At 74.0% G+C, this 13915-nt stretch carries 12 protein-coding genes; all 12 read left to right on the top strand.

What is annotated here, in order from left to right; all coding sequences use genetic code 11:
• The first annotated feature begins 60 nt into the window (after nucleotides 1–60).
• The 12 genes from EV376_RS21775 to EV376_RS21720 all read left to right on the top strand — a co-directional run bounded on the left by EV376_RS21775 (nucleotide 61) and on the right by EV376_RS21720 (nucleotide 13912).
• Nucleotides 61–975 carry an ABC transporter ATP-binding protein gene (locus tag EV376_RS21775; protein WP_130326038.1) on the top strand — a complete coding sequence of 305 codons (915 nt, stop codon included), beginning with the start codon at nucleotides 61–63 and terminating at the stop codon, nucleotides 973–975.
• A complete protein-coding gene (locus tag EV376_RS21770) occupies nucleotides 975–2633 on the top strand; it encodes an ABC-2 transporter permease (protein ID WP_130326036.1) in 1659 nt (552 codons plus the stop codon). Before EV376_RS21775 ends, EV376_RS21770 begins: the two co-directional genes overlap by 1 nt.
• Before the next feature lie 738 nt (nucleotides 2634–3371).
• Nucleotides 3372–4655 (top strand): cytochrome P450, encoded by a 1284-nt coding sequence (locus EV376_RS21765; protein ID WP_130326034.1) that lies wholly within the window; start codon nucleotides 3372–3374, stop codon nucleotides 4653–4655.
• Nucleotides 4656–4919: 264 nt separating this feature from the next.
• The gene (locus EV376_RS21760; protein WP_130326032.1) at nucleotides 4920–5375 is read left to right on the top strand and encodes a helix-turn-helix domain-containing protein; all 456 of its coding nucleotides are present in this window, start codon (nucleotides 4920–4922) and stop codon (nucleotides 5373–5375) included.
• A 183-nt stretch (nucleotides 5376–5558) separates the two neighbouring features.
• Nucleotides 5559–8003, top strand: a complete 2445-nt coding sequence (locus tag EV376_RS21755) for a nitrate- and nitrite sensing domain-containing protein (RefSeq protein ID WP_130326030.1) — start codon at nucleotides 5559–5561, stop codon at nucleotides 8001–8003.
• A gap of 17 nt (nucleotides 8004–8020) precedes the next feature.
• The gene (locus tag EV376_RS21750) at nucleotides 8021–8416 is read left to right on the top strand and encodes a roadblock/LC7 domain-containing protein (RefSeq protein WP_130326028.1); all 396 of its coding nucleotides are present in this window, start codon (nucleotides 8021–8023) and stop codon (nucleotides 8414–8416) included.
• A gap of 48 nt (nucleotides 8417–8464) precedes the next feature.
• A complete protein-coding gene (locus tag EV376_RS21745; RefSeq protein WP_130326026.1) occupies nucleotides 8465–9658 on the top strand; it encodes an ABC transporter substrate-binding protein in 1194 nt (397 codons plus the stop codon).
• Complete coding sequence (locus EV376_RS21740; protein ID WP_130326024.1) at nucleotides 9655–10548, top strand: branched-chain amino acid ABC transporter permease; 894 nt, start codon at nucleotides 9655–9657, stop codon at nucleotides 10546–10548. The genes EV376_RS21745 and EV376_RS21740 overlap by 4 nt, the downstream gene beginning before the upstream one ends.
• Nucleotides 10545–11558: a branched-chain amino acid ABC transporter permease gene (locus EV376_RS21735; protein WP_130326022.1), complete on the top strand. Its 1014-nt coding sequence runs from the start codon at nucleotides 10545–10547 to the stop codon at nucleotides 11556–11558. Before EV376_RS21740 ends, EV376_RS21735 begins: the two co-directional genes overlap by 4 nt.
• The gene (locus EV376_RS21730) at nucleotides 11555–12298 is read left to right on the top strand and encodes an ATP-binding cassette domain-containing protein (protein ID WP_130326020.1); all 744 of its coding nucleotides are present in this window, start codon (nucleotides 11555–11557) and stop codon (nucleotides 12296–12298) included. The genes EV376_RS21735 and EV376_RS21730 overlap by 4 nt, the downstream gene beginning before the upstream one ends.
• Nucleotides 12298–13122: a branched-chain amino acid ABC transporter ATP-binding protein gene (locus tag EV376_RS21725; RefSeq protein WP_130326018.1), complete on the top strand. Its 825-nt coding sequence runs from the start codon at nucleotides 12298–12300 to the stop codon at nucleotides 13120–13122. Before EV376_RS21730 ends, EV376_RS21725 begins: the two co-directional genes overlap by 1 nt.
• On the top strand, nucleotides 13103–13912 hold the full coding sequence (locus EV376_RS21720) for a methyltransferase domain-containing protein (RefSeq protein ID WP_130326016.1): 810 nt from the start codon (nucleotides 13103–13105) through the stop codon (nucleotides 13910–13912). The genes EV376_RS21725 and EV376_RS21720 overlap by 20 nt, the downstream gene beginning before the upstream one ends.
• Nucleotides 13913–13915 lie beyond the last annotated feature (3 nt).

Raw genomic sequence — 13915 nt, 5'->3', positions numbered from 1 at the left:
GCGGTCGACGACATCGGTTCCCAGGCTGCCCTGGGCTCTTCTCGAACGAGGTCCACGACGATGACTGCTGCGATCGACGTCCACCACATCGACAAGTCCTTCGGCCGGATCACGGCGCTCAATGGGCTCGACCTGCGGGTCGAGACCGGCACCGTGCACGGCTTTCTCGGCCCCAACGGCGCCGGCAAGTCCACCACCATCCGGATCCTGCTCGGGCTGCTGCGTGCCGACGCCGGCCGGGCACGGGTGCTGGGCGGTGACCCTTGGGCCGACGCGGTACGCCTGCACCGCCGGCTCGCATACGTGCCCGGCGACGTGGAGCTGTGGCCCAACCTCACCGGTGGTGAGGCGATCGACCTGTTCGCCCGCCTGCGCGGCGGCACCGATCCGGTCCGCCGCGACGAGCTCTGCCAGCGTTTCGACCTCGACCCGAGCAAGAAGGGTCGCACCTACTCCAAGGGCAACCGGCAGAAGGTGGCCCTCGTCGCCGCGCTGGCCAGCGACGTCGAACTGCTCCTGCTCGACGAGCCCACCGCCGGGCTGGACCCGCTGATGGAAGCGGTGTTTCAGGAGTGCATCCGCGAGGCGAAGGGCGACGGCCGGACGGTCCTGCTGTCCAGCCACATCCTCGCCCAGGTCGAGGTGCTCGCCGACCAGGTCTCGATCATCCGGCAGGGGCGCATCGTCGAGACCGGTTCGCTTGCGGACCTGCGGCACCTGACCCGTACCTCGGTCGAGGCGATTACCGGCCGCCCGGTCGAGGCGCTGGCCACGCTGCCCGGCGTGCACGGCCTGACCTACGACGACGGTCACCTCCGCTTCGAAGTTGATGGTGACCACCTCGCCGCGGTGGTCCGCCGGCTGGGCGACCTCGACGTGCGGGGACTGACCGTCCGACCGCCGACCCTGGAGCAACTGCTGCTGCGCCACTACGACGAGCAGCCCACCCGCGACACCACTGCCGGGGTGGCGTGATGGCCACGACGACCCTCGCCCGCCCGGTCCCGGCCCTCGACGGCGGGGGAGGCACGGTCACCGGGACCGGCACCCTGCTCCGGTTCATGCTGCGCCGAGACCGGATCCGCCTTCCGGCCTGGACGCTCGGCCTGACGCTGTTGATGACCTACTTCGCCACCGCGCTGGAGACCATCGTCAAGACCCCGGACGACCTGGCGGGGCTGACTGCGTTCTCTGGCAGCCCCGCTGGCGCGCTGTTCGGCGGACCGGGCTTCGGCTTCGACGACTTGACCATTGAACGCTTCCTCGCCGGCCAGTACGGGCTCTATGTGGGGCTCGGCGCCGGCCTGATGGGACTGCTCACGGTCGTGCGGCACACCCGCGTCGAGGAACGCTCCGGTCGCGCTGAGCTGATCCGAGCCAACGTGGTCGGCCGGCACGCCCAGCTCACCGCCGCGCTGGCGCTCACCGCCGGGATGGCCGTCCTGGTCGCGCTGCTGATCGCCGGGACGATGGCCGGTCGCGGGTACGACACGGGCGGGTCACTGCTGTTCGGGGCGTCCGTCGGCGCGGTGGCGATAGCGTTCGCGGGCGTCGCGGCGTTCACCGTCCAGTTGTCGGAGTACCCGCGCGCGGCGTCCGGCGCGGCCGGTGCCCTCCTCGGGGCCGCGTTCGTGCTGCGCGGACTGGGTGACATGGCGACGGTGCACGGCAGTGGTCCGGGATGGTTGTCCTGGCTGTCACCGATCGGCTGGTCCCAGCAGACCGCCCCGTACGTCCACGACCGCTGGTGGCCGCTAGCCCTGTCCCTGGCCTTCGCGGCGGTGAGCGCCTCGGCCGGCTACGCCTTCTCGGCACGCCGGGACTTCGGCGCGGGCCTGGTGCCGCCCCGCCCCGGACCGCCGCGGGCCGCCGCTTGGCTGGGCAGCCCGCTCGCGCTCGCGTTCCGACTGCACCGGGCCAGCCTGATCGGTTGGAGCGCCGCGCTGCTCGTCGCCGGCCTCGCGTACGGCTGGTTCACCCAGCCGCTGCTCGACGGTTTTGCCGACGCGCCCGAGGACATGGTCGCGGTCTTCGGCGGCGCGGAGCGCCTGCTGGAGGGCTTCCTCGGGATGATGGGCCTGACCATGGCGCTCACCGTCGGGGTCTACGCGGTGCTCGCCGTGCAGGCGCTGCGCGCCGAGGAGACCGAGGGCCGGGCCGAGTCGGTCCTCGCCACGGCGGTGAGTCGCCGTGCCTGGATCGGCGGCCATGTGGTGGTGGCGGCGGTGGGCGTACCGTGGTTGCTGCTGGTCGCCGGCATCGGCATGGGTGTCGGGGCGGCGGTGAGCACCGGCGACCCAGGGCTGATCGGGGACCTGGTGCTCGGCCACGTCGCGCACGGCCCGGCGGTCTGGCTCGTCCTCGCCGCAGCCGCCGTCCTCTACGCGGCAGCGCCGCGGGCGCTGCCGATGATCTGGGCGGTGCTCGGCTACGCGCTGGTCGTCGGATACTTCGCGCCGATCCTGGAGATCCCCGACGGCGCGGTGCGGCTGTCGCCGTTCGAGCACGTGGGGGAGTACCCGCTGGACGACATCAGCGTGACCGCGGTCGTGGCGCTGAGCGTGCTCGCCGTCGTGGTGGCGCAGGCAGCGGTAGCGGTGTTCCGCCGGCGGGATCTGATCGGGGGCGCTTGACGTAGCTCTCACGCCGGTGGGCCGGATCCGGCCCATCGGCGTGCCCTCCGTGCGGCTGGTTTCGGACGGCTCCGACCTGGACCTATCATCGGCGGGCCGTCGTCGCCGGGGTGGCAGGTCAGGCGTGTGAATCTCCCTGACGAACGCCGGGCGGGCTTGGTGCTCGCCCCGGGCGTGCCGTGGCCGGTCGGGCGCTTGCCGGGAATCGGTGCGGCCGTCGCGGTGCCGGCGGCCCTGGCGGTGCCGCTGGCCGGCACCCTCGCCGTTCCGTCTCGGGGTGACCCGGCTTTCCGGTCCTGCGTCGAACGGCGGCGACCTGGCTGGTCCTCTTCTTTACGAAGGACCGGCCCGCCAGCGTGCCGCGCAGTCCTCAATGGTGCGCGAAATGGCGAGAACCGTTCTGTGCTCGCCCGTCCCGGCGTAGGTGACTGTCGGACGTCCGTCTCATTCGGTGCGTCCGGCATATAGTCCGACGGCACCCCAATCCGCTACCGTGACCGAGGCCGTCCGGGCTGCTGAGGGTGTTGATCGACCGGCAATCGGCAGGCGGCAAGTTGCAGATGGACAAGGCGGTGCGCAAGGTGGCGACGGCGCAGTTCCCAAACCTAATACATTGATGTCGGCAAATCTTGACTTGATATTTCCAATGGCTCACCGTTGAGGATGTCCGGCGGCGATCGGGCCGCCCGGAAAGGCGTCGGATCCGGTCCTGCGGAGCCGGTGGACCAGGAGGCGGTCATGCGGTTGAACCCGTTCGCCGGTACGTATCTCACCGATCCGGCCCAGGTTTGGCGAGGGCTTCTCGAGGCCCCCGGAGGGGTGCGCCACGACGAGGAGCTGGGGCTGTGGTTGATCAGCCGGCACGCCGACGTGCGCCGGGCCCTGGGTGACACCGAGACCTTCGGCAACGCCCTCACGCTCGTGCCGGTCTACCAGGTCTGTCCGGAGGCGATGGACGTCGTCATGCAGATCGACGCGCCGCCCACCACCGCCGCCGCCGACCCGCCGGTGCATCCGCGGACGAGGCGGGCGCTGCGGGCGACCTTCGCCAACACCCCGGATCGCGTGGAGCAGCGCTACGGCGGCATCGTCCGGCGCCGGGTCGACGAACTGGTCGCCCGGCTCGTCGACCGCGACGGCGGGCAGGCCGACCTGGTTCCGGAGTTCACCACCGAACTGCCCCTGCTCGTCCTGCTCGACCTCCTCGGCGTGCCGGAGGGGGACATCGGTCGGGTGCGCGAATGGGCGGACGGGCAGATCGCGCTCATCTGGGGAAATCCCGATCCGCCCGAGCAGCTCCGGCTCGCGCGGGGGCTGTTGGAGTTCTGGCGCTACTGCCAGCGGCTGGTCGGCGACCGGCTCGACGGCGGCCGGTACGGCGACGACTACGTCGGCCGGCTGCTGGCGTACCGCGGCGGCGACGACGAGGTGCTCACCGTGGCCGAGGCGTCGAGCATCGTGTTCAACCTCCTGGTGGCCGGGCACGAGACCACGGCCGGGCTGCTCGCCCACGCGCTGGACCAGGCGCTGTCCAACCCGGACCGGTGGCGGGCGCTGGTCGAGGATCCCGGCCGGGTCCCCGGGTTCGTCACCGAGACGCTGCGGTTCGCGCCCGCCATCGACGGTTGGCTGCGGGTGACCAAGCGGCCGGTCGCCCTGGGCGGCGTGGTGATCCCGGCGGGAGCGCGTTGCCTGCTGCTGATCGGGGCGGCGAACCGGGATCCGGCGGTCTTCGCCCGGGCCGACCGGTTCGACCCGCACCGGTCGGACGCGGCCGACCATCTCTCCTTCGGGCACGGGCCGCACTTCTGCATCGGCGCCGCGCTCGCCCGGCTCGAGGCCGAGACCGCACTCGTCCGGCTCGCCGCGGCCGTACCCGGCCTGCGGCTGGCGGCCGGGCACAGCCGTTCGTACCGGCCCAACGTCGCGTTTCGTGCGCACCGTGGGCTGCCGGTGGTCGTCGACACGGTGGCGCCGTCGGAGGGCTCGGGGACACCGGCCGTCGAGCGACCCGCCGCGTGAGCCGGATCGGGGTGCTGACCTGCGCCGCGGTGCGCCAGGCGGCCGCTGTCGGGTGCCCCGGCCCGGGCGGTGGGCGGGCGAACGCGACCGGGTCGGCCGGGTCATCGGACGGGCATCGACAGTAATCGTTCAAGGGTGACTCAACGGAGTCATCTCTTCACACCCGGCGCTCCATGGGTTAAGAATTGTCCCCTGCGAATGCCCGGTCATCGCCCAACCTCGGTCTGACGCCGATGCCCAGCCTGGCGTCATGAAGGTGAACACATGAATGCCACGCCTCCGACGAGCGCCGCTGGATCCGACGCCAGCCATCGGTTCCGCTCCGAACTGCGCGACTGGCGGACCCGGCGGGGGCTGACCCAGCGGGCGCTCGCGGAGCGGGTGCGCTTCAGCCGTGAGACGGTCGCCGCGGTCGAGGCCGGCCGGCGGTACGGCAGCCACGAGTTCGCCGTGCGCTGCGACGAGGTGCTCGGCACCGGCGGCCGGCTGGCGGCGCTGTGGCCGCAGGTCGCGGCCGAGCAGTTGGCCGCGGACGGCCGGCGCGGTCCGCGGTCCGGGGAGGTCGCGCGCCTCGATCCCGCTGACGGTGCGCGCCGGCGGGACGCGCGCGACCCCGAGGCGGTCGTGGCGGCGATCGACGAGTTGCGGGAGCTGATCGGTCAGGTGCTCGCTCAGCCGGAGGTGGGCGGGGCGCCGCGCCGGTCCGCGGAACGGCCCTGACCTCGCCGGCTCGCGGCCGAACTGGGCCGGGTCACTCTCCGGTCTGCTGACTCTGGGTACAGATGATGGTACGGGCTGTTTGTACCACCGTCAGGTCTGGCCTGCGGGCGCGGGTTCCGGCGCAATGAAACGTGCAATCCGCAATTGCGCATTGACCTTCGTTGATGAAATGCGGGAGTCGTCTTGGCGTCGAGCACGAGGTCCCACGCGGCCCGACCCTACCCGACCCGCCGCCGCGGCTGGAAGATCGCCGCCCGGATGCGCCTCATGGTCGCCGCGCCGCTGGTCGCCGTGATGGGCTTCGCCGGCCTGGCATTGACCGAGAGCGCCCGCCAGACCGCCCGCGCGAGCGACCTCGAGGTCCTGGCCCAGCTCGGCGCCGCCGCCGGCGACCTCGCCCACCGGCTGCAGCACGAACGGATCGTCGCCGCCGACCTGCTGACCCGGGGTACGCCGGAGCAGCAGGACGCCTTCGTCGCCGCCGCCACCGCCACCGACAGCGCCGCCGCCGACTACCGGCGGCAGCGGGCCCGGGTGCCCGCCGGCTCCGCCGCCAGCCGCGACGTGCTGCCGCGGGTCGACGCGGCGCTGGCCGGCCTGCCGCCGCTGCGCGCGCAGGTGCGTACGGCGGAGCACGCCGCCGTCTCCGCGATGACCTTCAGCTACCGGATCGTCATCGCCGACCTCTTCAGCCTGCGGGAGAGCGTCACACTCGGTGTGGTCAACGCGCAGATCGCGGACGGCATCCGGGCCTCCACGGCGCTGTCGAAGGCGGCCGAGGCGGTCGGCCAGCAGCAGGTCGCCGTCCTGCGGGCGGTCGCGGCCAACCAGCTGACCCCCGCCACCCAGCAGGACGTCACCGCCGCCCGCACCGGGTTCACCGAGGCCAGCCTCTCGTTCCTCGCGCTTGCCCGGTCCGAGTGGCGGGACTGGTGGGCGCAGGCCGGCAGCGGCGCCGACGCCCTGCTGCTGCAACGCATGCAGGACGAGGTGTCCAGGACCCGCTCGGGCGACCGGCTCCGGCTGAACCTGGGCACCTGGATCACCGCGACCCAGCAGTGGTCGGCCCGCCTCGCCGAGCTGCGCCAACGGGTCGACGCGGCGGTCCTCGCCGACATCCGGGCCGCGCACGCGGAGCAGCAGCGGCGCACCGTCGTGGAGGCCGCCGCCGCGCTGGTGGCGCTGCTGCTCACCGCACTGGTCACCTGGGCCGTGGCCCGGCAGATCACCCGGCGGCTGCACCGCCTGCGGGACGCGGCGAACCGGGTCGCGTTCGAGCGGCTGCCACAGGTGGTGGCCCGGCTCCAGCAACCCGACAGCGCCAAGGTCGACCCGGACGACCTGGCCCGCCGGCAGACCGCCGACGCGCTGGAACCGTCCAGCGACGACGAGATTGGCGAGGTGGGGCAGGCGTTCAGCGCGGTGCACCGGGCGGCCGTGCGGACCGCCGCCGAGCAGGCGGTCATGCGGGCCAACACAGCCGACATCTTCATCCACCTCAGCCGCCGCGAGCAGCGGCTGGTCGACGCGGTGCTGGCCCAGGTGGACCGGGTCGAGCGGGACGAGACCGACCCCGAGCGCCTGCACCAGCTCTACACACTGGACAACCTGGCCACCCGGATGGGACGGATCAACGCCAGCCTGCTGGTGCTCGGCGGGGTCGGCGTCGGGCGGGTGCGCCAGCAGAACGTGCCACTGCAACAGGTGCTCCAGGCCGCGCAGAGCCAGATCGAGCACTACGCCCGGATCCGGCTCGGCACGATCGACGGCGACGTGGCGGTCGCGGCCGACGCGGTCGACGAGGTCGTGCACCTGTTGGCCGAGCTGATGGACAACGCCACCGGGTACTCACCGCCGGACACCGAGACGTGGGTGAGCGGCCGCAGCCTGGGCGACCGGGTCATCATCCAGATCAGCGACGAGGGCGTGGGGCTGACCCCGCAACGGCGGCAGCAGCTCAACGACCTGCTCGCCCGCCCGCCCGCCATCGACGTCGCCGCCGTACGGGCGATGGGCCTGGTCGTCGTGGGGCACCTCGCGGTACGGCTCGGCGTGGCCGTCCAGCTCCGCCCCGGTCCCCGCCGCGGCACCATCGCCGAGGCGGCGCTGCCCGCGGCCATGATCCGGCCGCTGCCCCCCGAGGAGTTCCTGCTCACGCCCACCCGGCCGTCCCGGCGCGCGGCGCGGACCACCGTGGCACCCCCGGTGCAGCGGACCGCTCCGCAGGCCGGGAGGCCGGCGAGCGAGCGGGTGCTGCCCGCCGCGCCGGTCTTCCGGCCCGCCCCCGGCCCGGACCGGCGGGGTGCGGCGCCGACCGAGGAACTCGTCATCTTCCACGAGGTGAACCACTGGTTCCAGGCCGACCACCCCGACCACGGGAACGGGACGGGGTGGGCGAGCCCCGCCGACGACGCGTGGCGCACGGCCGCCCGGGCCCACTCGCCCGAGGTCGCCGGCACGACGGTCTCCGGCCTGCCCCGGCGGCAGCCACAGCGGCACCTGGTGCCGGGCGGTGTCACGACGCCGCAGCAACGCTCCGAGTACCGCGACCCGGCCCAGGTGGCCACCGCGATGGCCGCGTACGCGCGAGGCGTCGCCGCCCGCCGGCCCAACCTGGTCAAGAACTGAACCGACAGGGAGTGCACGTGACCGACCAACAGGATCTCGGCTGGCTGCTGGACGCCTTCGCCCAGCGGGCCCCCGAGGTCAGCCACGCCATCGCCATCTCCAGCGACGGGCTGATGGTGGCCGCCACCCGGGGCCTTCCGCCGGACCGGGCGGACCAGCTGGCGGCCACCGGCAGCGGGCTGGTCAGCCTGCTCCGCGGCGCGGCGGCCTTCTTCGAGGCCGGCGCGGTGATCTCCAACGTCACCCAGCTGGAGGGCGGCTTCATGTTCTCGATGGCCTTCAACGACGGCGCCTCCCTGCTCGTACTCGCCGACCCCCAGTGCGACGTCGGCAAGGTCTCCTACGAGATGACCGAGCTGGCGAACCGTATCGGCGACGCACTGACCCCGGCGGCACTCAGTCGCAGCCGCTGACACCCCGGCGCCCCCACGCCGGAATCCACCCCTTCCGTAGGAGAGAAGATGTCACTCACCACCCCCCGGCGCCGCCGTGCCCGCACCGCGGCGATGCTCGCCCTCGTCCTGCTCGGCGCGTCCGCCTGCGCCGACGACGAGAGCGGCGCCTCGTCCGGCGGATCGATCAAGATCGGTCTGCTGGCCTCGCTGTCCGGCACGTACCAGGCGGTCGGCAAGGACATCCGCGACGGCTTCGAGCTGTACCTGTCCACCCACGACGGCAAGCTGGGCGGCCGCGAGGTGGAACTGGTCGTCGCCGACGAGGGCAACGGCGCGGCCACGGCGGTGCCCGCCGCCACGAAGCTGCTCAAACAGGACCGGGTGGCGGCGCTCACCGGCATCGTCGGCGGCGGGTCGGTGGCCGCGGTCTACCCGCTGCTCAACGAGGCCAAGGTGCCCTTCGTCGGCTCCAACGGACGGCCGGAGCTGAAGGACGTGGCCCGCGTCTGGCACACCTCCTACCTCTCCGACGAGCCGGGGGAGGCGATCGCGCAGCACGTCCTGGACAACGTCAAGGGCAGCGTCTACGCCATCGGGCCGGACTACCAGGGCGGCTGGGACGAACTGCGCGGCTTCACCGACACGTTCACCAAGCTCGGAGGCGAACTGGCCAACCCGGACGGCAAGACCACCTTCACCCCGTTCCCGAACACCACCAACTTCACCCCGTACTTCGCGCGGATCAAGGCCTCGGGCGCGTCCGCCGTGTACACCTTCTACGCTGGCAGCGCGGCCGTGGACTTCGTCAAGCAGTACGCCCAGTCCGAGATCAAGGACCTGCCGCTCTACGCCGCGGGCTTCCTGACCGAGGGCGGCGTGCTCGACGCGCAGGGCGACGCCGCCCGGGACATCTACTCGGTGCTGAACTACTCGCCGGACCTGGACAACGCGGAGAACCGCGCGTTCGTGGCGGCCTGGAAGGCCAAGAACGACAACTCTCCGACGACGTACGCGATGGCCTCCTACGACGCGGCGGCCGTGCTGGACCGGGCGATCGCGGCGGCCGGGGACGACCCGACGCCGGAGCGGATCAACGCGGCCATCGGCGAGCTCGGCCAGATCGCCAGCCCGCGCGGCAGCTGGCAGTTCTCGCCGACCACCCACGCGCCCGTGCAGAAGTGGTACCTGCGCCAGGTGCGCCAGGACGGCCGGGCGCTGTCCAACACCGTCGTGAGTGACCTCGCCACCATCGGCGGGTGACCGCGGTGGCCACCGACCTCGGCATCGACCCGTACGTCGTACCGGCCCTGGACGGGGTGGCCTACGGGCTGCTGGTGTTCGTCGCGGCGGCGGGCCTGGTGCTCTGCTTCGGCGTCGCCGGCATCCTGAACCTGGCGCACGGCACCCTCTACGCGATCGGCGGCTACACCGCGGCGACGCTGCTGGACGGCGGCTGGTCGAGCCTGCTGCTGGCGCTGGCCGTCGGGATGGCCGCGGCCACCCTGGCCGGCGCGCTGGTCGCGGCGCTGCTGACCCGGGTCGCCGCGCGTAGCCACCTCAGCCAGGCGTTGCTGACCTTCGGGGTGGCGCTGGCCGGCGGGAGCCTGCTCGTCGGGGCGTTCGGGCCGGACGATCCGCCGGTGCGCGTCCCCGCCGCGCTGGACGGGTCGGTGGTGGTCGCCGGTCACCGCTACGCGGCCTACCGGCTGGTCTTCATCGTCGTCGCCGCGCTGCTCGCCGGCCTGCTGCACCTCGCGGTACGCCGGACCCGGGCCGGGATGCTGGTACGCGCCGCCGTCGACGACGCGGAGATGGTGGCCGTCCTCGGCGTGAGCCCGGCCTGGATCCGGGTGGGCGTGCTCGCCGTCGCCGGGGCGCTGGCCGGCGCCGCCGGGGTGCTCGGCGCGCCGATCATCGGCCCCGGCCCGGACACCGCCGACGCGGTGCTGCTGCTGTCCCTGGTCGTGGTCGTCCTCGGCGGCCTCGGGTCGATGACCGGCACGCTGGTCGCCGCGCTGGCCGTCGGCCAGATCCAGACCCTCGGTGTCGCGCTCGCCCCGTCCGCCGCGCCGTTCCTGCTCTTCGCCGCCATGGCGGCGGTGCTCGCGGTGCGCGCCCGGAGCCTGGCCACGGCCCGGAGGGCGACGTGAGGGAGGAGGCCGTCCGCGCGCTGCGACGCGCTGTCGCAGTGGCCGTCCTCGGCGGGCTGGTGCTCGCGCCGTGGGCCGTCGACGACTACACCGCGGCGCTGCTCGCCCGCACCCTCGCGCTCGGCCTGGTCGGGGTGAGCGTCGCGCTGCTCACCGGGGTCGCCGGGCTGCCCACCCTGGGCCAGACCGCGCCCTACGCGGCGGGCGCCTACAGCAGCGCGGTCGTCGGCAGCCAGGTCTCCGACGTCGGCGTGGTGCAGCTGGCCGTCGCCGCGGCGGCCGGCGCGGCCCTGGCGGCGGTGACCGTCCCGCTGGTGGTGTACGCGCGGGGAGTGATCGTACTGATGATCACCCTGGCGGTCGGCGAACTCGTGGTGACCGTTGTCGGGCGGTGGCGGTCGGTCACCGGCGGCACGGACGGGCTCGCCGGCATCCCGCCGGTACGTCCGCTGTGGGGGATGCCGGTGCTGGCCACCGACCGGGCCCGCTACCTGTACGCCCTGGTGGTGGTCGCGGCGCTGGTCGGCGCGGTGCTGCTGGTGCTGCGTACCCGGGCCGGGCTGCTGCTGCGGGCCGGCCGCGACGACGAGGCCCGGCTGCGGGCCAGCGGTCACCGGGTGTCCGCCCACGTCGCCGCCGCCCACGTCGGCGCGGGTGCGGTCGCCGGCGGCGCGGGCTCCCTGCTCGTGGTGGCCCAGCAGTACGTCTCACCGGCCGACTTCGCCTTCGACACCTCGGCCCTGCTGCTGCTCGGCGTCGTCATCGGCGGCACCGTCTCGGTGGGCGGGGCGCTGGTCGGCGCGGTGCTCGTCATCGCCGCCCGGGACTGGTTGTTCGGCGCGCTGCCCGGGCAGGCGCCCCTGGTGCTGGGGCTGGCGTTCGTGGTCACCGTCTACCTGCTGCCCGGCACCGCGCACCGGCGGCCCGCCGTGCGGGGACGGCTGACCCCGGACCTGGTGGCCCGTCCGCTCGGCCGGGACCGGCCCACGCCGACGGGAGTCGGCGCATGACCCCGCTGCTGGCCGCCCACGACATCACCGTGCGCTACGGGTCGCTGGCCGCGTTGGACGGGGTCGGCCTGCGGATCGACCACGGCCAGCGGCACGCCCTGATCGGGCCCAACGGGGCCGGCAAGACCACCCTGCTCGACGTGCTCGGCGGGTCCACCCCGGCGGGCGGGGGACGGGTGCTCCTGGCCGGCCGGGACGTCACCCGGCTCGGCCCGGCGGCCCGGTCCCGGCGGGGGATCGGCCGGATCCACCAGCGTCCCGCCGTCTGGTCGACGCTGACCGCGACCGAGAACGTCGTGGTCGCCGCGCTGCCCCACGCCATGCGGCCCCACCCGTGGCGACCGGGCGGTCGGCGGCGCGCCGCCGAGCGCACCGCGGCGACGCTGCTGGAGCGGGTCGGCCTGCCGGAACTGGGTGATGTCCCGGCCGGGCAACTCGCGCACGGGCAGCGCCGCCAGTTGGAGATCGCCGTGGCGCTGGCCGGCCGGCCCCGGCTGCTGCTGCTCGACGAACCGGCCGCCGGGCTGTCCGCCGTCGAGGTCGAGCGCCTGGTGGAGTTCCTGCGGGTCCTGCCGCGCGCCGTCGCCGTGCTGCTGGTCGAGCACCGACTGGACCTGGTGTACGCGCTCAGCGACACGGTGACCGTGCTGCGCGACGGCCGGGCGCTGGCCACCGGGACCCCGGCTGAGATCCGTGCCTCCCACGAGGTCCGGCAGGCGTACGCCGAGGGGGTGGCGTGATGCTGCGCGTGGAGCGGCTCTGCGCCGGCTACGGAGGCGGCACGGTGCTGCACGAGGTGAGCCTCGAGGTGGTGCCCGGCACGGTCCAGGCGGTGGTGGGGCGCAACGGCGCCGGCAAGAGCACCCTCGTGCACACGGTCGCCGGGCTGCTGCGGCCGTACGCCGGGCGGATCGAGGTGTGCGGCACGCCGGTCGCCGGCCGGCAACCGCACCGGATCGCCCGGTCCGGGGTCGGCCTCGTGCCGCAGGGCCGGCGGGTCTTCTCCCGGCTCACGGTGGCCGAGCACCTCGTCCTGGCCGCCGCCCCGTGGCGGGCGGCGACGCCCGGCGGCGAGGGATGGACGGTGGCGCGCATTCTGGAGCTGCTGCCCCGGCTGGCCGCCCGGCTACGCCACCGGGGCGACCAGTTGTCCGGGGGCGAGCAGCAGATGCTGGCGATCGCCCGGGCCCTGCTCGGCCAGCCCCGGGTGCTCCTGCTCGACGAACCGTGCGAGGGGCTCGCCCCCGAACTGGCCGCCCGGGTGCGCGACCTCGTCCGCGCGCTGGCCGCCACCGGGCTGACCGTGCTGCTGGTCGAGCAGCAGCTCCGACACGCCATCGAGATCGCGGACCGGATCGCGGTGCTCGAGTACGGCCGGGTGGTCTACGACCGGCCGGCGGGCGAGGCCCGGAGCGATCCGGGCGCACTGGCGGCGATGCTCAGCGTCGCCGTGGCCGGGGAGCCGCCGGCTGCCCGGCCGGTGCCCGGGCTCTGGACCGACCCCGGGCACCTGAACCAACGGTCCTTTACAGAGGTGAGCAGGGATGCCGACCGAAATCAGTGACACCGAGTACACCTTCGACAACGGCGCACCCGAGGCGGTCCCGCAGCTGCGGGCGCTGGAGTCGTTCCTGGACCCGACCACCACCGACCGGCTCGCCCCGCCGGTCCTCACCCCCGGCAGCGTGTGCTGGGAGGTGGGCGCCGGCGGCGGCTCGGTGGCCCGCGCCATGGCCCGGGCGGTCGGTCCGGCGGGTCGGGTGCTGGCCACCGACATCGACACCGCGCGGCTCGCACCGGCGGCCAACCTGGAGGTACGCCGGCACGACGTACGCAGCGAGCCACCGCCGCGCACCGACTTCGACCTGATCCACGCCCGGCTGGTCCTGCTCCACCTACCGGAACGGCGGCGCGTGCTGGGCTCGCTGGCCGGCGCGCTGGCCCCCGGCGGTTGGTTGGTGGTCGAGGAGTTCGACTGCACGGCGCCGCTGCGCGTCCTGACCGCGCCCAGCGACGACGCGGCCAAGCTGTTCGGCCAGGTGACCGACGCGATGCTCGGCGTTCTGCACCACCACGGCGCGGACCTGGCGTGGGCACAGGACGTGCACGCCGAACTGGTGGCGGCGGGCCTGGTCGAGGTCGACACCGTCACCCGGTCCGAGAGCTGGCCCGGGGGCTCGGTCGGCGCGTCGCTGTACGAGACGAACTCCCGCCAGCTGGAGCCGGAGCTGATCGACGCGGGGCTGTCGCCGGGCCAGCTGAGCGCGTTCCGCCAGCTCCTGCGGGATCCGGGGTTCGCCGTGATGTCGTACCAGTTCGTGTCGACCCGGGGCCGGCGGCCGGCCGGACGGTGAGCC

The sequence above is a fragment of the Micromonospora sp. CNZ295 genome, from assembly GCF_004217535.1.
The sequence above is the reverse complement of the archived record's forward strand: the minus strand, read 5'-3'. Positions and strand labels throughout refer to the sequence as shown.

What these genes read in the sequence shown, in the direction of transcription:
- EV376_RS21730 (WP_130326020.1), top strand. Translation starts at nt 11,555, where the DNA reads ATGACCCCGCTGCTGGCCGCCCACGACATCACCGTGCGCTACGGGTCG.
- EV376_RS21720 (WP_130326016.1), top strand. Translation starts at nt 13,103, where the DNA reads ATGCCGACCGAAATCAGTGACACCGAGTACACCTTCGACAACGGCGCA.
- EV376_RS21765 (WP_130326034.1), top strand. Translation starts at nt 3,372, where the DNA reads ATGCGGTTGAACCCGTTCGCCGGTACGTATCTCACCGATCCGGCCCAG.
- EV376_RS21725 (WP_130326018.1), top strand. Translation starts at nt 12,298, where the DNA reads ATGCTGCGCGTGGAGCGGCTCTGCGCCGGCTACGGAGGCGGCACGGTG.
- EV376_RS21775 (WP_130326038.1), top strand. Translation starts at nt 61, where the DNA reads ATGACTGCTGCGATCGACGTCCACCACATCGACAAGTCCTTCGGCCGG.
- EV376_RS21745 (WP_130326026.1), top strand. Translation starts at nt 8,465, where the DNA reads ATGTCACTCACCACCCCCCGGCGCCGCCGTGCCCGCACCGCGGCGATG.
- EV376_RS21760 (WP_130326032.1), top strand. Translation starts at nt 4,920, where the DNA reads ATGAATGCCACGCCTCCGACGAGCGCCGCTGGATCCGACGCCAGCCAT.
- EV376_RS21770 (WP_130326036.1), top strand. Translation starts at nt 975, where the DNA reads ATGGCCACGACGACCCTCGCCCGCCCGGTCCCGGCCCTCGACGGCGGG.